Origin of the sequence: Lacrimispora sp. 210928-DFI.3.58, from assembly GCF_020554865.1 — a bacterium.
GTDB lineage: Bacteria > Bacillota > Clostridia > Lachnospirales > Lachnospiraceae > Enterocloster.
Window position 1 is genome coordinate 34,658 of the sequence record NZ_JAJCIC010000014.1, and the last position, 18,602, is coordinate 53,259.

The window sequence follows — 18,602 nt, forward strand, 5'->3', positions numbered from 1 at the left end:
TCCTCTCTCAATGGATCGAACTGATCGTCATATCAGAACCGGAGGCTGGCTGTAATTCATACATAATGGCGTTGTTTGTGAGGGGATCACGCTTTTTGTAATCAAACAGCAGCATTTTCCCGTTCCCCATGACTTCTATGTGGGCCATCTTGCTCATCTGTCTGGCATCATAGCCTGTATACTCTGTCAGGTAATGGGGCGCGGCATATTCCTGTTCAAAAAATACTCTTATCCTGTCCTTGTACTCCGACTGGTCCCTTGCAAAGGAAGGGCGCTTTTTGATATTTTCCCGGAGATACAGGTCGGTCATCATGGTGTCGCGCAGGATTTCCAATCGTTCGGGCGATACGGTTTCTTCCAGCATCCGGAATAATATCTCGTATCTGGCAAGGCGGCTGTGGCTGACCTCCTGCAGGCCATGGGCCTGATAGTAGCGGGATATATGGAAAAACATCTGATATGGCGTGTCAAACAGGTCCTCCATATAGGCAATGGTTGTAGTGAACTGGCGGCTGTTGTAGTAGACCTCCACCATTTCCTCTATTCCCTTGAGCTCCAGTATATCATCGTAGGAAAGCCAGCGGGTGGACAGCACCTCGTAGGGCGGTGCAGAACTGTAGCATATGCGATGGCTGGCAGCTGTCTCCCCCATGTAGGAGCCCTTTAGGACCTTTAAAAATCCCAGCTGCAGCTGCTCCGGCTCCATGGAATACACCTGGTTGAAGGAACGGCGGAAGCTTGCCAGATCCTCGTATGGAAGGCCTGCGATCAGGTCAAGATGCTGGTGAATATTCCGTCCCCTGTTGATACTGGATGTAATGCGCCTGATCTCCCCAATGTCCGTCTTCCTCCGGATCGCTTCCAGTGTCCTTTGGTTGGTGGACTGTACGCCGATCTCCAGCTGTATGAGCCCTGGGCGCATGGCTGACAGCAAGGCCAGCTCCTCCTCATCCAGCAGGTCTGCCGCGATCTCGAAGTGGAAATTTGTGATGCCGTTGTCATGTTCCAGAATATACTGCCAGACTGCCATGGCATGGCTTTTTTTGCAGTTAAAGGTCCTGTCCACAAATTTCACCTGGGGAACATGGGCCTTCAGGAAAAATGACAGCTCCTCTTTTACCAGCTCCGGGCTGCGAAAGCGCACGCGCTTGTCAATGGAGGACAGGCAATAGCTGCAGGAAAATGGACATCCGCGGCTGCTCTCATAGTAGATGATACGGTGTTCCAGCTCCTTCATATCCATGGCGGCATAGGGGAAGGGGATCTCATCCAGGTCAATAAGCTGGCAGCTGCCCGTATCCTCTATGGCTTCATCCGAGGTGCGCCAGAGGAGGCCTGGGACCCCGGAAAGAGGTTTCCCCTTCATTTTGGCACAGAGCAGCTGGGCAAAAACAGACTCTCCCTCGCCTTTCATGATCCCCTCTGCCTCAGGATAGTCTTTTAGCACCTGCTCTCCGTCATAAGATACCTCCGGACCGCCCAGCCATATCTGTACATTGGGAAGTACCTTTTTGATATCGGGAAGAAGGGCCTTTATGCAGCTGATATTCCAGATATAACAGGAAAACCCGATAAAATCGGGCTTTCTTTTGTAGATATCCTGTAAAATTGTCTCTGTTTGATGGTTGATCGTATATTCGGCAAGGTCGATCGAAATTGGGCTGGGACCGGAGGCCCGTCCTCCCTCTTGAATGCCCAGAGCCTTCCTGGCATAGGCCTTCAGGCTGTAGATCCCCAGATTGGAGTGGATATACTTTGCATTGACTGCCGCTAAAAGTACCTTCATTTTATACCTCTACCTCTATCTTGCGGCCCGTGGGCTGATATTGGTAATAGCGGACTCCGGCTGCGTTCAGCATCCGCTTGGAAGCCCTGACGGACGGTGTATCTGCGTATTTATCCACCCGGTATACGATCGTCCTGATACCGGCCTGGATGATCGCCTTTGCACATTCATTGCACGGAAACAGGGTCACATAGAGCTTGCTTCCTTCCAGGCTGCCGCCTCTGTAGTTTAAGATGGCGTTCAGCTCGCTGTGGGTGGAGTAAAAGTATTTGGCATTGTAGGGATCGTCCTCCTGATGCTCCTTTCCCCACGGAAATTCATCGTCAGAGCAGCCCTTGGGAAAACCATTGTAGCCCATGGACAAAATCTTGTTGTCCTCACTTACAATACAGGCTCCCACCTGGGTGCTGGGATCCTTTGAACGCTTTCCCGCCAGGATCGCCACCCCCATAAAATATTCATCCCATGTTATATAGTCGGAACGCTTTTCCGTCATATCTCTTCTCCCTCCATTGTGCGCTGCCATCTTTCTTTTCCCCGGTTTTGTTCTTTGGACGTCTGGGTTTTATTTTAGCATAGGAGGATGGGAAAGTAAATATGTTTGCTATTCCAAGCCAATATCCATGCTCCCGGAGCGGAAGCCCTCCAGATCCAGTGTGATGTAGGTAAAGCCCAGGGCTTTCATAGCAGCTGTGATCTCGCCGGAGCGGGACAGGAACAGGGAAAAGAGCTCTTTGTCTACCTCGATCCTGGCTATGGTGCCGTGCAGGCGCAGGCGGACATTTGCCCGGGTGCCTGCAAGGCTTCTCAGATAGGCTTCCCCCTCCTCCATGCGCTTTAACAGCTCATAGTCGATGGGCGTGTTGTAGGGCAGTCTGGTGGCCATGCAGGGGGTGGAAGGCCTGGAGGCAGCGGAAATCCCATAGGAGGCAGCAATGGCCTTTACCTCCTCCTTTGTTATGTGAAGGAGGGCCAGAGGACTTATGATCCCCAGCTCCCTTAAGGCCTGTATCCCAGGTCTGTAAACATGGAGGTCATCCTCGTTGGTTCCGTCCATGACGCAGAAGACGCCCTGGGATGCCGCGAATCCCTTCAGGGTTTCAAACAAATGCTTTTTGCAGAGGTAACAGCGGTTGACGGGATTTTGGCGGATCGCCTCCTGCTCCAGCTCGTCGATGTCTATGATCTTATGGATCCCTCCCAGCTCCCCTGCCACCTTTTTTGCATTTTCCAGGTCACAGGCAGGGTGGAGGCGGGTGTTGAAGGTGACTGCGTATACGTTCTTTCCTGTCTTGGCAGCAGCCTCCGCGGCTGTCTTAAGCAAAAGGCTGCTGTCCACTCCGCCGGAAAACGCCAGGCAGAGGTCCTGCTCCATATATGTCTCCATCAGGTGTCTGAGGGCTGCTTTTTTCTGTTCTGTTGCTGATCGGTTCATGGTTTTCCTGCTTTCTGCGACGGACTTATCGTGATGGTTTGTAACTGTTCAGTACCTTCACAGTTACGACGGTTTTACAAGTTCTGCGCTTTGGCTGCCGCCTCTACCACTGCATGGTAGACAGTGCCGAAATCAGCCTGGCCTCCCTGTTCGCGGCAGATATTCCGGATACTTTCATATTCAGGGTAGCAGAATGTACGGCCGCCCCGGCTGCATACCTTTACTTCGGCCGGGCCATAGGGTGTGTCTACTGTTATTTTGCGGCGCTCTAAGACAGTGCGCTCTGCCGGGAAACGGCGTATACCGATGGTCGTCGTGTTGGAAAATATGATATCCTCCAGCTGTTCCCTGAGCTCTTCCCGGCAGAGTACGGAGAGCATATATGCGGGACGGTTCTTCTTCATGTAAATGGGAGTATGCCACACATCGCTGGCTCCGGCCTCTAAAAGAAGCTCCATTACCAGACCCAGCATTTCTCCGCTGCCGTCGTCAATGTTAGTCTCCAGGATCGTCATCCGCTCTGACGGACAGCCCGCAGCCGGATCCTCCTTTTTCGCTGTCTGTGTATTGGCCGGAGCGGAAGCTTCCTGCCCGGACTCCGGCTGGATCAGCATAGCCCGCAGGATGTTTGCCTGTTTAAATTCTTTGTTTCCGGCTCCGATCCCAATCTTTAGGATGCGGTAGGAATCAGGAAGTGTCTCTCCTGTGCGGACAGCTGCTGCGATCGCTGCCCCTGTGGGCGTTACCATCTCTCCGTCATTGTCTGTAAGGCGCATCTTCAGACCGTAAGCCGCCGCAATGTTCGATGTGGCCGGTACGGGGACGGGCAGTGTTCCGTGCTGGCATTTTACATATCCTCTGCCCTCTGCCAGAGGCGATACGATCACCTCCTCGATCCCCAGATTGTCCAGACATACTGCCACGCTCACAATATCCACAATGGAATCAATGGCCCCTACCTCGTGGAAATGTACCTGTTCAATGGGAAGGCCATGGGCCTTTGACTCTGCTTCCGCCACGATCTCAAAAATCTTACGCGCAGTCGCCTTCACCCGCTCCCCGGCATCCAGACGGCCGATGATCTGGTAGATGTCGTATAGGTTGCGGTGGGTGTGGGGATGGGCATGATCGTGGCTATGGCCGTGATCGTGGTTATGATCGTGATCGTGGCCGTGCTCATGATCGTGATCGTGACCGTGCTCATGATCGTGACCGTGCTCATGATCGTGACCGTGTTCATGATCGTGGCCGTGCTCATGATCGTGACCGTGTTCATGATCGTGGCCGTGCTCATGCCCATCCTCCTCCAGATGCACATCAAAATCATATGCACTGATCCCGCATTTATCTTTTCTTCCAAAATGCAGATGATACCCATCTACACCCAGACTTTCCAGTGCGTGCTCCAGCACGGCCCTGTCGGCCCCAAGATCAAGCAATGCTCCTACTGTCATATCTCCGCTGATCCCGGAGCTGCATTCTAAATATAACATTTTTCCCATCATTTGTTCACCGCCATTCGATTTATCTGTGTCGCTATATAGCCTGCGCCGTAGCCATTGTCGATATTCACCACGGAGATCCCGTTGGCGCAGGAGTTTATCATAGTGAGAAGGGCTGACAGCCCGTGGAAGCTGGCTCCGTATCCCACGGATGTGGGGACTGCGATCACCGGGCAGTCCGCCAAGCCGGCGATCACGGTTCCCAGGGCTCCCTCCATTCCGGCCACTGCGATAATGCAGTTTGCCTTACGCAGCCTGTCCCTCTGGCTCAAAAGCCTGTGTATCCCCGCTACGCCCACATCATAGATGCGCTCCACCTTTGTGCCAAAATATTCTGCGGTCTGGGCCGCCTCCTCCGCCACAGGGATATCCGCTGTGCCGCCTGTACATACGGCAACACAGCCCTTTCTCTCCTTTCCCTCCGGCTCTGCCTTTACGATCCTGGAAATCGGATCATATACGGCACAAGGCACAGCAGTGCGGATCAGCTCATACTGCTCCACAGAGGCACGTGTCCCCAGCACCTCGCCGTCCCGCTCATAAAACTTTAAAAAGATCTCCTTCAGATAAGCATCCGGCTTTCCCTGGCAGAACACCGTCTCTCCAAAGCCGGAACGCAGCTTCCGGTGATGATCCAATTTTGCATATCCCAGATCCTCATAGGGCAGATCCTTCAGAAGCCGTTCTGCCTCCTCTACTGTCAGCTGTCCTTCTTTTACCTGGGAAAGCAGCTTTCCTACATCCATTTTAAGCCTCACTTTCCATCTGTCTTTCTCTTTTCTTCCAGCAGCCGGGCATACAACCCATCATCAATCGGGAAATCCACCCGCTTGTCCAGCCATGAGGACAGATAGGCTCCATTTGTCATGGCAATAGCCCTTAAGCCGTCCTCCCCTGCTGCCATGAGAGGCGTTCCCTTCCGCAGATGATCGGAAAAATTTTTGAATACCATCTGATATCCCGTGGCTTCTTCCTTCTCCACACTGATCTCCCGCTGCCGGTGTTCCAGTTTTCCATAAATTTCCTGGTTTACCCTGGCAAATTCCTGGATATCCATCACATTTTCATCCAGAATAAGGCGGCTGGTATCCTCGATACATAAGCGCCCTTTTGTCCCCCAGATCTCCAGACGGTTTACCCCCGGATTCTCCCCACTGGCGCTTATAAAGGTTCCATGAAGGCCGTTTTTATGATAAAACTGGATATCGGCGCCATCATCCACCTGAAAATCATTGTATTTCCCATAATCCAGCACTGCAAGTACACTGTCGGGCATTCCCAAAAGCCACTGCCAGATATCCAGGTAATGCTGGCTCTGGTTGATCAGCAGGCCGCCGCACTCCCCTTTCCATGTACTCCTCCAGGGCGCAGAATGGTGATAAGCCGGCGTTCTGTACCAGGTATTGCATATCCACAAGGCCCTATGGAGCGTCCCAAGACAGCCGGCATCCAGCATTTCCTTTGCCTTTTGGAATACCGGATTCATCCTGACATTGAATATCATGCCATAGCTGACTCCGGCCTTCTCTGTCTCCTCCAAAAGCTCCTTTACCTCTTTTGTGGAAATACCCGCAGGCTTATCGGAAAGGATATGCTTTCCCGCCCTTGCTGCCGCCTTTCCGATCTCCACATGGCTGGTGTGGGGAGTCACGATCACAACTGCATCGAACTCATTCCCATGGGCCATGGTATCCTCCACATCCCTATAGACAGAGACTTCCGGATATTTCTCTCTCAGCTCGGCCTGCCCCGCCTGATTGCGGCAGCACACGCCTGCCAGGGACATTCCCTCGATCTCCCTGTCATACAGCATCTTCACATACTTGCTGCCCATCCCGCCATAGCCGATGACAGCAGCTCTTACCTGCTCCATACCATTATCCTCCTGTTAAAAATACCCCATGTTCTTCATTATACAGGAAATCTATTTGAAAGGAAATACTAAAAGTCCCAGAACCTAATGTTCCGGGACTTTCTTACATGATCTTATGCAATTATTAATCGCAAGTATAGGGCATCAGAGCGATGTGACGTGCACGCTTGATCGCTACTGTTAAAGCTCTCTGGTGCTTTGCGCAGTTGCCGGTGATACGGCGGGGAAGGATCTTTCCTCTCTCGGATACGTATCTCTTTAACTTGTTTACGTCCTTGTAATCGATCGTGCCGTTCTTATCGCCACAGAATACGCAAACTTTTTTTCTTCTGCGCATTCCGCCTGGTCTTCTCATCTTAGCGCCGTCTGGTCTATCTGTTTTATTAAATGCCATTGGTGTTGTCCTCCTTATATTATTCACCGCGAAACATCCTAGTTGAACGGAAGGCCCTCGTCCTCTACGCCGTCCGGGATGTTCATAAACCCATCACCAATCGCACTGGCAGGAGCCGGTCTCTGTGCAGGAGCGGATGGCTGTCCATAGCCGCTCATGTCAGAAGCCTGACCCTTACTGTCTGCGAATTCCTGGTCATCAAGGATGACCTCGGTGGTGTATACTCTCTGACCGTCTTTGTTCACATAGCTTCCTGTCTGGAGCCTGCCGGAAACAAGCACACGCATGCCCTGGCGGAAATACCTCTCTGCGAACTCGCCTGCACGGTCAAATGCCACGCAGTTGATAAAATCTGCTGTCTGCTGCTGGTCTCCTCCGTCCTGGTTCCTGCGGCCTCTCCTGTCCACTGCAAGGGTATATCTTGCAATTGCCATGGAACGCTCGCCCTGTGAATATCTTACTTCCGGATCTCTTGTCAATCTTCCCATCAGGATAACTCTGTTCATACGGTCACACTTCCTTTTCTCATCCCTTTATAAGGGAGCGGGTATTCTTATGCCTCTGCCTTTACGCATAAGTATCTGATCACTGGTTCCATAATACGAACGTGAGCCTCTACTTCGTTAGGGCATACAGAATCGCCATCGAACTGGATGAAGTAATAGTAAGCTTCATGCATCTTCTGGATCTCATATGCAAGTCTCTTCTTACCCCACTCATCTACGTTGGTTACGGTGCCACCGAAACGGGTAATATAGCCTTTTACCTTCTCGATTGCTGCTGCACGCTCTTCGTCTTCAAGCTTCACATTCAGAACAACGGTTAACTCATACTTGTTCATCTTGCTTTACCTCCTTGTGGTCTCTGGCCCCTGCTTTCAGTTTCAGGAGCAAGGATATAATATGTCACAGAAAGTTATTTTAACAAATCTTCGCGGTAAATGCAAGCATTTTTTCGGTTTTTATGCTTTTTTTGTCAGGCCTCTGGTGTTCTTCTCCACCAGCCTGCGGGCTACCATGACCTGGTGGCCGCAGCCCATGCATTTCAGCCTGAAATCAGCCCCTACCCGGAGGATCTCCCACTCGCTGCTGCCGCATGGGTGGGGCTTTTTCAGCTTTACCACATCGCCTATCTCATAATTCAGCTTTTCCATTTTTTTAAGTCCACCATTATCCCTTTAAAATCCTGTCAATGCTCTGAAGCTCCTCCTGCGTAAAATCCAGATGTTTCAGAGCTGTCACGTTGTCCTCCAGCTGTGCCGGGCTGCTGGCTCCTATGAGGACGCTTGTGACCTCAGGCCGCCTGAGCACCCAGGCAAGCGCCATCTGAGCCAGGGACTGCCCTCTCTCCTGAGCCAGCTGGTTCAATGCTCTCACCTTTGTCATATTCTCCTCTGACAGGTAGCGGCTTCCCACTGTTGTGCCTTCCCTGGAGGCCCTGGAGCCCTCCGGTATGCCCTCCAAATATCTTCCTGTCAGCGCTCCTTGGGCCAAGGGGCTGTAACAGATGCAGCCCACGCCCTCCCGGTCTAAGAGCTCTAACAGGCCGTCCTCTACCCAGCGCTCAAACATATTGTAGCGGGGCTGGTGGAGAAGACAGGGGGTTTTGTTTGCCTTCAGGATAGCGATGGCCTTCCCCGCCTCCTCTGCCTGGTAGTTGGATATGCCTACATAGAGCGCCTTTCCCTGACGTACAATATCGGACAGTGCTCCCATGGTCTCCTCTAAAGGAGTCTCAGGATCAGGACGGTGATGATAGAATACGTCCACGCAATCCAGGCCCATTCTCTTTAGGCTGGAATCCAGGCTGGCCATGAGATATTTTCTGGAACCCCAGTTTCCGTAGGGGCCTGGCCAGAAATCAAAGCCTGCCTTTGTGGAGATAAACAGCTCATCCCTGTATTTTCCCAGATCAGAGGCCAGGATGGCGCCAAAATTCTCCTCCGCCTTACCTCTGGCAGGGGCGCCGTAATTATTGGCAAGGTCAAAATGAGTGATGCCCATATCAAATGCCTTAAACAGAATGGCCTTCTGCTCCTCTAAGGTCTTTTCCAGGCCAAAGTTCTGCCACAATCCCAGAGAAACTCTGGGAAGCATGATCCCGCTCCTCCCGCTCCTCTTATACTCCATTGTATCATAACGGTTTTCCGCCGCCTCGTACATGTTATACACCTCTCTCTTTTCTGTCTGTCCCGGCGCGCTCTCTATACCACCCCAGTCACGGCGCCCAACACCTCTCCGATGCTGTCGCTTATCACCAGATCCGCCTGGGAATCCCTGGAGGTTGCCGCCTTGTTGATGAGCACCAGCTTATTCCCCCTGTAATAGTCGATCAAGCCGGCTGCCGGGTACACCACAAGGGAGGTTCCCCCAATGATCAGCATATCCGCCTTGCTGATATAATCCACGGACTTTTCCAAAGTCCTGGTGTCCAGCCCTTCTTCATATAATACCACATCCGGCTTGATGACCCCGCCGCAGCTGCAGCGGGGAACGCCGTCACTCTTTACAATGTAATCCAGATCATAAAATTCTCCGCATCTGGTACAGTAATTCCTATGTACAGAGCCGTGAAGCTCCAGCACCTCCCTGCTTCCGGCCATCTGGTGGAGGCCATCGATATTCTGGGTGATGACTGCCTTAAGCTTTCCCTCCGCCTCCAGCTTTGCCAACGCCTTGTGAGCGGCATTGGGCTTTGCTCCCGTAAACAGCATGCGGTCTTTGTAGAAGCGGTAAAATTCTTCCGGCCTGCGCATATAGAAGCTGTGGCTGATGATCGTCTCAGGGGGATAGTCATACTGCTGGCTGTACAGCCCGTCCACACTGCGGAAATCCGGAATGCCGCTTTCCGTGGACACGCCTGCCCCTCCGAAAAATACAATGTTGCCGCTCTCCCCGATCCATTCCTTCAGCTGCTGCCATTTTTCTTTCATTCTTTTACCGCTCCTTTCTGCTCTATACTACTTCGTCTAAAAATACACCTTTCAGCGTCTCTATATAACCGCACCAGAAGGGAGGCTTCTCTCCCAGAACAGTCTCCAGCTCTCTGTAACCAAACAGCCAGGAGGTCAGCTGCTCTACTGTGGCCGACAGGACCTCGGTGGAGACAAGAAGTTCCTGGCCAGCCGTTCTGACAGCAGGCCTTGCTTCCCGGCCAGCTGTTTCCTGAACCGGGATATGTTTCCCTGCCCGGCTTAAACTGCTCCCATCCTTTTCCAGCCTCCACAGCCACAGTCCCTCGTTTTCAGGGATCAGGCTGTCCTTTATCTGTATCATAACCTCCATGGCCCCGCAGGGACAGTCTTCATTTACACAGATAGGCTGTACCATGGAAGCAATGTCAGTGATCCTTGCCATGATCGCCGGACGGCTGGAGGGTCCGGAAGCTGCAGGGAGGGCCCAGTTGTCCTCCCTGCAGTAGAGAAATCTCTGCTCCCGCTTTTCCATCCCCCATTCTGCCCTGAGGGCCATCAGGCCGCCATTTTCATCAAACCAGCCGGATACCTGGCCATTCTCGCTGTCAAGCTCCGCCTGAAGCATTTCCATATAGCTTTTGTCACGCAGGGCATATACCTGAAAACGCGCCTTAAGCCAGTCATTCATCCAGGATGCCAGCATTTCAGGAGCCTCCTCAAGGCCCAAACGGCGCTCCTCATATACTCTTAAGGCCTTCCTGTCTGCCTGCCAGAGGGGCTGGTCAAAGATATATTCAAAGCCAAAGGGTCTGTAAATGTCAGGGGACGCAGGCATCAGGTAGCAGAAGGGCTGGCCTGCGCTGTTCATATCCCGCATCATGCGCAGCAGAACATCACGCATATGGCCCTGGTGGCGGCTGTCTGCCGCGGTGGCAACCCCTACAATATAGGAAAGCTGCCACCGGAAGCCTTTCACCTTTATGTTGTAGGGATTTAAATGGGCCATGGTGAGGATACGCCCCTGGCAATCCTCCTTTACCAGTACCCGGCTGCCCGGAAGCTTCTTATTAAAATAGTAGTCCCGAAACTGGCTGGAATCCTCAGGAAAGGCTTCCTGCCACAGGGGTATGCATGCACTGTACTCCTTCTTTTCCAGATAGCGTATCATCGTTTCCTCACCATATATTTCCTTGCAAAACCAATGGGGTTGTAGCTCATTTTGGCCTTTCTTAGGCCTTCCATGCCCACATCATCCTCACGGTTTATCAGGACTGCATCCGGGAATTCATTTACCAGGAACTGCTGGTTGATAAACTGGTATAAGCCCTTGATCTCCGGGTTGGCCTTTTCAATGTGGATAACCGCCATATTTTCCAGTTCATTCAAGCTTCCGATGGTAAAGGCCTCCAGCTGCCCGTCCACATAGACTCCTGCCATGCGCGCATTCAGCACAGGACAGTTCTTGAGGATCTCATGGATCCCCATGACCTCCTCATCCAGAGAAACCTCCATCGCCTCCGCTTCCACCTTCTGCTGCCTCCAGCGCTCCATAAACTGCCAAACCTCGCCGCGGTTATAGCAATAGAGGCGGCGGTACTCGTAGCGGCCTTCGTACTCCCTCAGAAAGGCATTTAAATGGTTTTTCTTTTTATGGAGCTTCTTTCCTGCCAGGGTGCGCATAGCATTCCCATCATAGAGATAGTCCTTCAGATCTACCTGCTCCACCACCTCAAAGACGGCCGGGTCCAAATCCAGATACTGCACTGCCTCCTCGTCTGCCAGAGAGATATAAAAGGGCTTATGGAGCTCCTGTTCAAAGTATTCCACCAGCTGGTTGAAGAAATATGGCAGGTCCTCCTCCTTGCACATGGGCATGGCAGTGGAGGTTTGTCCATCCTTTTCCATCAGCCATAGCGCTGCCCTGTTTTCGCTGACTGCACATTTTACATGGTAGTAATCCTTCCATAAAAAGCAATCCAGGAACACACTGTCGCAGGCCTTGTTGGGCCTGAGATTGTAAAAAGGACTGAGCCGTTCCATGTCTTCAGCCGTTACCGGCTTAAAATCTAAATCCATTGTATCTTTTACCTCGTTTCCTCATAATGGTTTCTGTGAAAGTCCCGCAGACGAATAGGCGGCATGTATTCAAGGATGCCCCCTGCGCCCGTCAGATTTTCATGGTGCAACAGCATGTCCGCCAGCCGGGCGCATACAGGTTTCTGTCACGGTTTCCTTAATAGTATAGCACAAACTTTATTACATAACACTCTTTTCTCGAAAAAAAATCTCGAAAAAATCCGGGCGGCGCAGCTGTTTTTTCTGACGTCCCCGGATATGTATGCTCTGTTTGTAACTGTCCTGTATCTCCTCAGTTACCTCTGTTTTTGCGTTCCCTAGCTTGCAGCCACCTCTTTTACCAGCAAAAGCCTCTGGCCCGGCTTCACCTGGTCGTCCGCCAGCTCATTGGTGGAAATGATGTTGCCCACTGTGGTGTGGAATTTTTTTGCAATGCTCCACAGGCTGTCTCCCGGCTGGACGATATAGCCCACAATCCCAGGCAGCTCTTCCAGCTTCTGAAGATCGGCAGGCTTCATGAGGGCCCCTGTGATGACCGGCTCCGACACAGGCTGGAGCACCAGGAAATCCAGAGCGATCACCGCCTTGATCTCCACCATGCCGCCGCCCATCATCACTGCATTCAGCTGCTCCAGGCCTGCATCCAGCTGGTAAACGCTGTTTTCACTGATCCCTCTGGCCTCTGCACTGCAGTGGAAGGGGATCTGCACCGAGGAGGACTGCACAGGAGAGGCATCATCGCTGGTGAGGTACAGGAGAGTGACCTCCAGAACACCGTCGATCTGAAGGCTGTCTTCTGTTGCCTCCACTTCATCCAGCTTGATGGCTCCCTCATTGTGGCAGATCTGCAGGATGCGCTCTCCCTGAGGCAGGGAAAATTTCTCTGTCACCTTCGATTTGCACACATTTCTGGTAAGTATCTGGTCAAAGGCAGCATCCGCTCTGTCCAGCTCGATCTCCCTGCTGTTGGAATACATATCACTTAAAAGCTCGATCTCCTGCTCCTCATACAGCTTGATATCCAGCTCCAGCACAGCCTCCGCATCCAGCTCACGCATCTCCCCGTCATAATCCGGCTTTGCCTCTATATCCTTGTGGGCCAGCCGCACTGTCACCATAGGGATCAGCTCCTCCCGGACTCCGCTCATTTCCAGCTCTCCGGAAAAGGGCAGCGTTTCCTCCAGCCACTGGACAGGCATATTTTCGTCCTCTGCGCTGTAGATCACAAACACAGAGAGCTCCCCGTCCAGACGCAGGCGGCCGTCTAAAGGCTTTACAGAGATATCCCGAAGCTTCATCTCCCGCCACAGCAGCTGACCAATATTCGGCTTTCCTCCGGTGAGGCTCAACTCTTCCTTTAGCCTGTAGGTATCCTTCCGGCGGAGGGCAATGGCAGCCGCATTGACCTTCCGTTTCAGCGTTTCTATCTCCACCGGACCGGAAGATGAGCCATCACCGGAGATCCCCGCAGCCCTTCCGGACTGTTCCATGTCCACCTCCACAGCAGCCTCCACATCCCGCAGTGTCTCTACGCGCACCTGGAGGGTGATGATTGCCTGGACTCCCAGCTTTCTGGAATTGATCATAGAGGTGTTCAGATCCTCCAGCATCCAGTTAAGGCCCACATAATCCTTTTCCTCCAGGGATGGGACATTGATGGTCTCCTCAAAGGGAATGCTTCCTCCCAGGGTCTGGAGCCCTCCCCGGTCCCTGCGGTAGAGCACCTGAAATTCCAGCTTTCCTTTTACTGTTACCTTATCCCCCTGGTTCTTCACTGTCTCGATCTGGACATCTCCCGTATCCAGCATCACCTGCTCCATGTCGTCTAAGGTATCCGGCACAATAAAATCATCATCCAGAGTGATCTGGGTGGTCACGTTTCCCTTCCATTGGTTCATATGTATCTGCTTCTTTATTAGCTCCATAAAAACACCTGCCATCCCTCATAGTCTTTTTAGAAAATCTATGCAGGAGGCAGGCTGTTTATGCAGGGCTGTTTACCCTTCTTTCTCATAATCGTCCATGAAATGATGGCGCACCCCATGACGCACAAAGCCCAGGCAGGCATCCAGGTTGATGTTTTCCACGCTCTTCATGATATTGGCGTCAATAAAGGGGTTGTTCTTTCGCAGGCTGCGTATGAGCTCCTTCATCTCCTGGCGTTTGGATGTGTGGACAATATCCCCGGAAGCGCCCTCTAAGCCTGCTGCCGCAAGCTCTCTGGCTGTCTGCTCCGTAAAGCGGCAGGCACACTGGAGAAAATGGAGGTTATTATACTTCTTCCAGGCCAGTATGTCCTCCTCCTTCACAAAATACAGAGGGCGTATCAGCTCCATGCCCTCGAAATTAGTGCTGTGGAGCTTCGGCATCATGGTGTTGATCTGGCCTCCGTAGAGAATGCCCATAAGGATGGTCTCGATCACATCGTCAAAATGATGGCCCAGGGCGATCTTATTGCAGCCAAGCTCCCTTGCATGGGAATAGAGGTAGCCCCTGCGCATGCGGGCGCAGAGATAGCAGGGGGACTGGTTCACATCTACTACAATATCAAAAATATCCGAGTCAAAGATGCGGACAGGTATGTTCATCAGAGCGGCATTTTCCTCGATCAGGCGCCTGTTTTCTGGATGATAGCCCGGATCCATCACAAGAAACTCCAGCTCAAAATCCGTATTGCTCTGGCGTTTCAGCTGTTCAAGACATTTTGCCAACAGCATGGAATCCTTGCCGCCGGAAATGCATACTGCCACCTTGTCCCCGTCCTCTATCATGCGGTATTCCTGGAGTCCCCTTACAAAGGGGCGCCAGATGGATTTGCGGAAGTTTTTTATAATGCTGCGCTCTATATTGATGTGGGGTGCTTCCTGTTTCATATTCTTTCGTCTCCCTGCTTTCGTTGTACTGCGTGAAGGCCGGAAGCCTGACGGCTCCGGCCCATTGTTTTCTGAAGATTATTTTTGCTCTGCTGCATTACCTGCCTGCTTTTTCAAAGCTTCCTGCAATGCCGCTATCTCCTGTTCCATCTGCTCTATCCGCTTTTTCATCTCCCCATACTCCTCCAGAGTCATGGTCTCCCGCTCCTTTGGCAGGGAAATGCCGTCCTTTTTAATGGGGCGGGCCGGAATGCCTACGGCAGTCACATTATCCTCTAACGGCTTTAGCAGAACCGCATTGGCGGCAATGGAGCAGTTGTCTCCTACCTCGAAGGCGCCTAGTATCTTTGCTCCTGCTCCCACCATCACATTATTTCCCAGGGTAGGATGGCGCTTGCCCTTTTTTGTTCCAACGCCTCCTAAGGTTACCCCCTGGTAAATGGTGCAGTTGTCCCCCACCACCGCGGTCTCGCCGATCACCACGCCGCTTCCATGGTCAATAAGGATGCCATGGCCCAGCTGTGCTCCGGGATGGATCTCGATCAGGGTGAAGAACCTGGCGATCTGAGAGATCAGCCTTGCGATAAAAAACATTTTGTGGCAGTAAAACCAGTGGGCAAACCGATGCCATATGAGAGCGTGGACTCCCTGGTACAGAAGGAGCACCTCCAGAGCATTGCGGGCAGCCGGGTCACGCTCCTGGACCGCTTTTACATCCAGCCATATATCCTTGAATATCATTGTTCACTCCAGCCTTTCTTAAATCTGACGTATAGTATAACATATGATATTCTAATTAAAAAGGATTTTTTACTGCCTGAGCTTTTGCATGCTGTGCCGCGGCTGCCGGGAGCTTAAGTTTTTACTGGAATACCACGGGCTGCTCCAGATACTCTGTCCTGATCACGATATAGGGAAATGACTGCTCATTTCCGGGATTTTCTCCCTTCTGGGGCCCTTTGAGCTCCGTATTGATGACAATGGAATTGTCTGTGAGATACAGTTCGTTCACGCTGATGCTGTATCCGCCTGTAGGCTGCACACCATATCCCACTGCAATGTACAGGTTCTTGTCATCGCTGTAGGTAAGCTTGAAGGGCTGGGACTGTTTTTCCGATATAAGCTTTTTAAGCTCCTCCGGCACATCCATCTCTCCTGCCACGGAAAACTCCAGATCCCGGACTTTTTCCTGGCTGTCTCCCGCGGCCTTGCAGCCTGTGAGGAGGCACAGGGCCATGATGCCTATGTACAATGCCAGAAGACGCAGCAGAGCCCTCCCGCCTTTCTGTTTTCTCATGTAATCCTGTCTTTCCCTCGGCAAATATAAAACCTCCCGGAATATACGATATGGTTACTATCAGTATATTCCGGGAGGTCACGATTATGACATTTCCTGATGTTTACTATGAAAGTCCGGGCGCTTGCAGGTTTACTATGAAAACTTTGCCTCTGCAAGACACATGCAGGTTTACATGATCTTCCTGATCCAGCCCTCCGGAGCCTCAACAGTACCCATCTGAATGCCGGTCAAGGTATCATAGAGCTTCTTTGTAACAGGTCCCATCTCATCCATGCCGCTTGGGAAGCAGATCTCCTCGCCATGGTTCACTATCTTGCCTACAGGCGAGATCACGGCTGCTGTGCCGCACAGGCCGCACTCTGCGAAATCCTTCAGCTCTTCCAGCTTTACAGGCCTCTGGGTTACCTTTAAGCCCAGATAATGCTCTGCCACATATACCAGGGAACGTCTTGTGATGGAGGGCAGAATGGAATCAGACTTTGGTGTCACGACCTCGCCGTCCTTTGTCACGAACAGGAAGTTGGCTCCGCCTGTCTCCTCTACATAGGTCCTGGTAGCAGGATCTAAGAACATATTCTCATCATAGCCTGCTGCATGGGCTGTCACATTTGCATGAAGGCTCATAGCGTAGTTTAAGCCTGCCTTTACATGGCCTGTGCCATGAGGAGCCGCCCTGTCAAAGTCACTGACACATAAAGTAAGAGGCTTAGCACCGCCCTTAAAGTAGGGGCCTACCGGAGTACCGAACAGCCTGAACTGGTATTCCTGGGAAGGCTTTACACCGATCACAGGGCCGGAAGCAAACATATAAGGCCTTAAGTACAAGGTAGCGCCGCTGCCAAAGGGAGGTACCCAGGCCGCATTGGCCTTTACCACCTCATCTACTGCCTCTAAGAACCTCTCCTTCGGGAAGGGAGGCATCTCCAGTCTCTTCGCAGAATCGATCATGCGCTCTGCATTTAAGTCAGGACGGAAGGTGACAATGCTGCCATCCTCTGTGGTGTAGGCCTTTAAGCCCTCAAAGATCTCCTGGCAGTACTGCAAAATTCCTGCACATTCATTGATCACCACATTCGCATCAGCAGTCATCCTGCCCTCGCCCCAGGCGCCGTCTTTATAATCAGCAACATAACGCATGTCCGTTGTCATGTAGGAAAAACCAATATTTCCCCAATCTAAATTCTTCTTTTCCATAACGTATCCTCCATTCATCTTAGAATAAAAGTATTTGAGAATCATTATAATCTCATTATTTCCTAAAATCAATGAAAACCTTTGAAATATAATATGCCATTCGTGCATATCAACCATAACCGGTTTCCGCATTTTGCACCGCGGCTGCCGGGAGGACGGCTGGAAGCTCCGGGTTTCGGACATAAGAAGCACTAAAGACACCTGCTTTTTTCTAAAAGCCAGAGCCACATCAAAGCAACTCGCTGCGCTCAAACAAGCATTGCTGCGGCTCTGAACGAAAAAATCAGCTGCCTAAGTGCTTCTAAATGTCCTGCAAAGTCGCTCCAGCCGTCCTCCCGGCAGCCGCAGTGCAAAATGCGGAAACTCAAGCTCCTCCTTCGTTGCAAACACACGAAAATTATGTTAGGTTATATAATAGGAAACAGGCAGGGTGTGAATGTATCAGTACCCCAGGGCCTAAGGAGGATTTCATAATGGCAAAGAAAAACGCACGGAACACAAGAGGAAGGATCGTAAATGCTGCCTGGAAGCTGTTCTATGAGCAGGGGTATGAGGATACCACGGTGGAGGAAATCATTGACCTGTCACAGACTTCCAAAGGCTCCTTCTACCACTATTTTGACGGCAAGGATGCTCTTCTCAGTACCTTAAGCAGCCTTTTTGATGAAAAATATGAGGAGCTTACAGAGCTTCTTCCCCCGGAAATGTCTGCCATGGAGCAGCTCCTGTTTTTAAACCGGGAGCTCTTTGGCATGATCGAAAACAGCATTTCCATCGACCTCCTTGCAAGGCTTTTATCCACCCAGCTGGTAACGAACGGCAACAAGCATCTGCTGGACCACAACCGCATCTACTATAAGCTCTTGAGGAAGATCATTGCCAGAGGACAAGCCGAGGGGCAGCTGAATGCCAATTTCAGCGTCAGTGAGATGGTGAAGCTCTATGCACTGGAGGAACGGGCTCTTCTATATGACTGGTGCCTGTGCGGCGGGGAATATTCCTTAAAGCAGTACAGTGCTGCGGTAATGCCGGGGATGCTCAGCAGCTTCCTTCCCTGATCTCAGGAAGCCCTATGCAGCATTTTCTCCGGTTTTTTCCAAAATATTTTCTACTCATTTCTTTTGAATGTTTTTTGTATTATCTTTATTCGATTTTTCGTATAGTTATTTTTCTATATTTTATCATAGTTTTTTCTATATTTTTAATTTTCGTCTAGTATTTAGTCTGTACTTCGTTCTGTATTGTGTTCTACCTT

General features: G+C 51.5%; 20 protein-coding genes. 1 reads left to right on the forward strand and 19 read right to left on the reverse strand.

Going from position 1 to position 18,602, the window contains the following annotated elements; translation table 11 throughout:
* Positions 1 to 7: 7 nt before the first annotated feature.
* From LIZ87_RS10420 to LIZ87_RS10510, 19 genes are all read right to left on the reverse strand, one after another.
* Positions 8 to 1,786, reverse strand: coding sequence for a B12-binding domain-containing radical SAM protein (locus tag LIZ87_RS10420; RefSeq protein WP_227146846.1), 1,779 nt, complete (start codon positions 1,784 to 1,786; stop codon positions 8 to 10).
* Position 1,787: 1 nt separating this feature from the next.
* Positions 1,788 to 2,282 (reverse strand): deoxycytidylate deaminase, encoded by a 495-nt coding sequence (locus LIZ87_RS10425; RefSeq protein ID WP_178313299.1) that lies wholly within the window; start codon positions 2,280 to 2,282, stop codon positions 1,788 to 1,790.
* A gap of 108 nt (positions 2,283 to 2,390) precedes the next feature.
* Positions 2,391 to 3,221 carry an ATP-dependent sacrificial sulfur transferase LarE gene (gene larE, locus LIZ87_RS10430; protein WP_178313300.1) on the reverse strand — a complete coding sequence of 277 codons (831 nt, stop codon included), beginning with the start codon at positions 3,219 to 3,221 and terminating at the stop codon, positions 2,391 to 2,393.
* Positions 3,222 to 3,295: 74 nt separating this feature from the next.
* Complete coding sequence (gene larC, locus LIZ87_RS10435; RefSeq protein ID WP_227146849.1) at positions 3,296 to 4,723, reverse strand: nickel pincer cofactor biosynthesis protein LarC; 1,428 nt, start codon at positions 4,721 to 4,723, stop codon at positions 3,296 to 3,298.
* Positions 4,723 to 5,469: a nickel pincer cofactor biosynthesis protein LarB gene (gene larB / locus LIZ87_RS10440; protein ID WP_178316680.1), complete on the reverse strand. Its 747-nt coding sequence runs from the start codon at positions 5,467 to 5,469 to the stop codon at positions 4,723 to 4,725. The genes larC and larB overlap by 1 nt, the downstream gene beginning before the upstream one ends.
* An 8-nt stretch (positions 5,470 to 5,477) precedes the next feature.
* A complete protein-coding gene (locus LIZ87_RS10445) occupies positions 5,478 to 6,596 on the reverse strand; it encodes a Gfo/Idh/MocA family protein (protein WP_227146851.1) in 1,119 nt (372 codons plus the stop codon).
* 124 nt (positions 6,597 to 6,720) lie between these two features.
* Positions 6,721 to 6,990 (reverse strand): 30S ribosomal protein S18, encoded by a 270-nt coding sequence (gene rpsR, locus LIZ87_RS10450; protein WP_002568382.1) that lies wholly within the window; start codon positions 6,988 to 6,990, stop codon positions 6,721 to 6,723.
* A gap of 38 nt (positions 6,991 to 7,028) precedes the next feature.
* Complete coding sequence (locus LIZ87_RS10455; protein WP_178315869.1) at positions 7,029 to 7,496, reverse strand: single-stranded DNA-binding protein; 468 nt, start codon at positions 7,494 to 7,496, stop codon at positions 7,029 to 7,031.
* A gap of 47 nt (positions 7,497 to 7,543) precedes the next feature.
* Positions 7,544 to 7,831: a 30S ribosomal protein S6 gene (gene rpsF / locus LIZ87_RS10460; protein WP_178315870.1), complete on the reverse strand. Its 288-nt coding sequence runs from the start codon at positions 7,829 to 7,831 to the stop codon at positions 7,544 to 7,546.
* Between the two features lie 120 nt (positions 7,832 to 7,951).
* Entirely contained in the window at positions 7,952 to 8,143 is a 192-nt protein-coding gene (locus LIZ87_RS10465; RefSeq protein WP_178315871.1) for a DUF951 domain-containing protein, read from the reverse strand.
* Between the two features lie 16 nt (positions 8,144 to 8,159).
* Entirely contained in the window at positions 8,160 to 9,152 is a 993-nt protein-coding gene (gene mgrA, locus LIZ87_RS10470) for an L-glyceraldehyde 3-phosphate reductase (protein ID WP_227146853.1), read from the reverse strand.
* Between the two features lie 41 nt (positions 9,153 to 9,193).
* A complete protein-coding gene (locus LIZ87_RS10475) occupies positions 9,194 to 9,922 on the reverse strand; it encodes an NAD-dependent protein deacylase (protein ID WP_178315873.1) in 729 nt (242 codons plus the stop codon).
* Between the two features lie 22 nt (positions 9,923 to 9,944).
* Positions 9,945 to 11,072 carry a GNAT family N-acetyltransferase gene (locus LIZ87_RS10480; RefSeq protein ID WP_178315874.1) on the reverse strand — a complete coding sequence of 376 codons (1,128 nt, stop codon included), beginning with the start codon at positions 11,070 to 11,072 and terminating at the stop codon, positions 9,945 to 9,947.
* Entirely contained in the window at positions 11,069 to 11,980 is a 912-nt protein-coding gene (locus LIZ87_RS10485; RefSeq protein WP_178315875.1) for a DUF2156 domain-containing protein, read from the reverse strand. The genes LIZ87_RS10480 and LIZ87_RS10485 overlap by 4 nt, the downstream gene beginning before the upstream one ends.
* Before the next feature lie 317 nt (positions 11,981 to 12,297).
* Positions 12,298 to 13,905 carry a DUF3794 and LysM peptidoglycan-binding domain-containing protein gene (locus LIZ87_RS10490; RefSeq protein WP_227146855.1) on the reverse strand — a complete coding sequence of 536 codons (1,608 nt, stop codon included), beginning with the start codon at positions 13,903 to 13,905 and terminating at the stop codon, positions 12,298 to 12,300.
* A gap of 72 nt (positions 13,906 to 13,977) precedes the next feature.
* The gene (locus tag LIZ87_RS10495) at positions 13,978 to 14,853 is read right to left on the reverse strand and encodes a tRNA 2-thiocytidine biosynthesis TtcA family protein (protein ID WP_227146858.1); all 876 of its coding nucleotides are present in this window, start codon (positions 14,851 to 14,853) and stop codon (positions 13,978 to 13,980) included.
* A 78-nt stretch (positions 14,854 to 14,931) separates the two neighbouring features.
* Positions 14,932 to 15,594: a serine O-acetyltransferase gene (gene cysE, locus LIZ87_RS10500; RefSeq protein ID WP_178315625.1), complete on the reverse strand. Its 663-nt coding sequence runs from the start codon at positions 15,592 to 15,594 to the stop codon at positions 14,932 to 14,934.
* 121 nt (positions 15,595 to 15,715) lie between these two features.
* On the reverse strand, positions 15,716 to 16,150 hold the full coding sequence (locus LIZ87_RS10505) for a protease complex subunit PrcB family protein (RefSeq protein ID WP_178315627.1): 435 nt from the start codon (positions 16,148 to 16,150) through the stop codon (positions 15,716 to 15,718).
* A 171-nt stretch (positions 16,151 to 16,321) separates the two neighbouring features.
* Positions 16,322 to 17,347: a branched-chain amino acid aminotransferase gene (locus LIZ87_RS10510; RefSeq protein WP_178315629.1), complete on the reverse strand. Its 1,026-nt coding sequence runs from the start codon at positions 17,345 to 17,347 to the stop codon at positions 16,322 to 16,324.
* A gap of 473 nt (positions 17,348 to 17,820) precedes the next feature.
* Here LIZ87_RS10510 and LIZ87_RS10515 point away from each other — a divergent pair, with 473 nt between their 5' ends.
* Positions 17,821 to 18,405: a TetR/AcrR family transcriptional regulator gene (locus LIZ87_RS10515; RefSeq protein WP_227146860.1), complete on the forward strand. Its 585-nt coding sequence runs from the start codon at positions 17,821 to 17,823 to the stop codon at positions 18,403 to 18,405.
* Positions 18,406 to 18,602 lie beyond the last annotated feature (197 nt).

Coding starts and splice junctions, on each gene's coding strand:
- LIZ87_RS10475 (WP_178315873.1), bottom strand. CDS start 9,922: ATGAAAGAAAAATGGCAGCAGCTGAAGGAATGGATCGGGGAGAGCGGC.
- LIZ87_RS10425 (WP_178313299.1), bottom strand. CDS start 2,282: ATGACGGAAAAGCGTTCCGACTATATAACATGGGATGAATATTTTATG.
- LIZ87_RS10465 (WP_178315871.1), bottom strand. CDS start 8,143: ATGGAAAAGCTGAATTATGAGATAGGCGATGTGGTAAAGCTGAAAAAG.
- LIZ87_RS10420 (WP_227146846.1), bottom strand. CDS start 1,786: ATGAAGGTACTTTTAGCGGCAGTCAATGCAAAGTATATCCACTCCAAT.
- larE (WP_178313300.1), bottom strand. CDS start 3,221: ATGAACCGATCAGCAACAGAACAGAAAAAAGCAGCCCTCAGACACCTG.
- LIZ87_RS10445 (WP_227146851.1), bottom strand. CDS start 6,596: ATGGAGCAGGTAAGAGCTGCTGTCATCGGCTATGGCGGGATGGGCAGC.
- LIZ87_RS10455 (WP_178315869.1), bottom strand. CDS start 7,496: ATGAACAGAGTTATCCTGATGGGAAGATTGACAAGAGATCCGGAAGTA.
- LIZ87_RS10485 (WP_178315875.1), bottom strand. CDS start 11,980: ATGGATTTAGATTTTAAGCCGGTAACGGCTGAAGACATGGAACGGCTC.
- larB (WP_178316680.1), bottom strand. CDS start 5,469: ATGGATGTAGGAAAGCTGCTTTCCCAGGTAAAAGAAGGACAGCTGACA.
- LIZ87_RS10480 (WP_178315874.1), bottom strand. CDS start 11,072: ATGATACGCTATCTGGAAAAGAAGGAGTACAGTGCATGCATACCCCTG.
- LIZ87_RS10505 (WP_178315627.1), bottom strand. CDS start 16,150: ATGAGAAAACAGAAAGGCGGGAGGGCTCTGCTGCGTCTTCTGGCATTG.
- cysE (WP_178315625.1), bottom strand. CDS start 15,594: ATGATATTCAAGGATATATGGCTGGATGTAAAAGCGGTCCAGGAGCGT.
- LIZ87_RS10515 (WP_227146860.1), top strand. CDS start 17,821: ATGGCAAAGAAAAACGCACGGAACACAAGAGGAAGGATCGTAAATGCT.
- LIZ87_RS10510 (WP_178315629.1), bottom strand. CDS start 17,347: ATGGAAAAGAAGAATTTAGATTGGGGAAATATTGGTTTTTCCTACATG.
- LIZ87_RS10495 (WP_227146858.1), bottom strand. CDS start 14,853: ATGAAACAGGAAGCACCCCACATCAATATAGAGCGCAGCATTATAAAA.
- rpsR (WP_002568382.1), bottom strand. CDS start 6,990: ATGGCATTTAATAAAACAGATAGACCAGACGGCGCTAAGATGAGAAGA.
- larC (WP_227146849.1), bottom strand. CDS start 4,723: ATGGGAAAAATGTTATATTTAGAATGCAGCTCCGGGATCAGCGGAGAT.
- LIZ87_RS10490 (WP_227146855.1), bottom strand. CDS start 13,905: ATGGAGCTAATAAAGAAGCAGATACATATGAACCAATGGAAGGGAAAC.
- mgrA (WP_227146853.1), bottom strand. CDS start 9,152: ATGTACGAGGCGGCGGAAAACCGTTATGATACAATGGAGTATAAGAGG.
- rpsF (WP_178315870.1), bottom strand. CDS start 7,831: ATGAACAAGTATGAGTTAACCGTTGTTCTGAATGTGAAGCTTGAAGAC.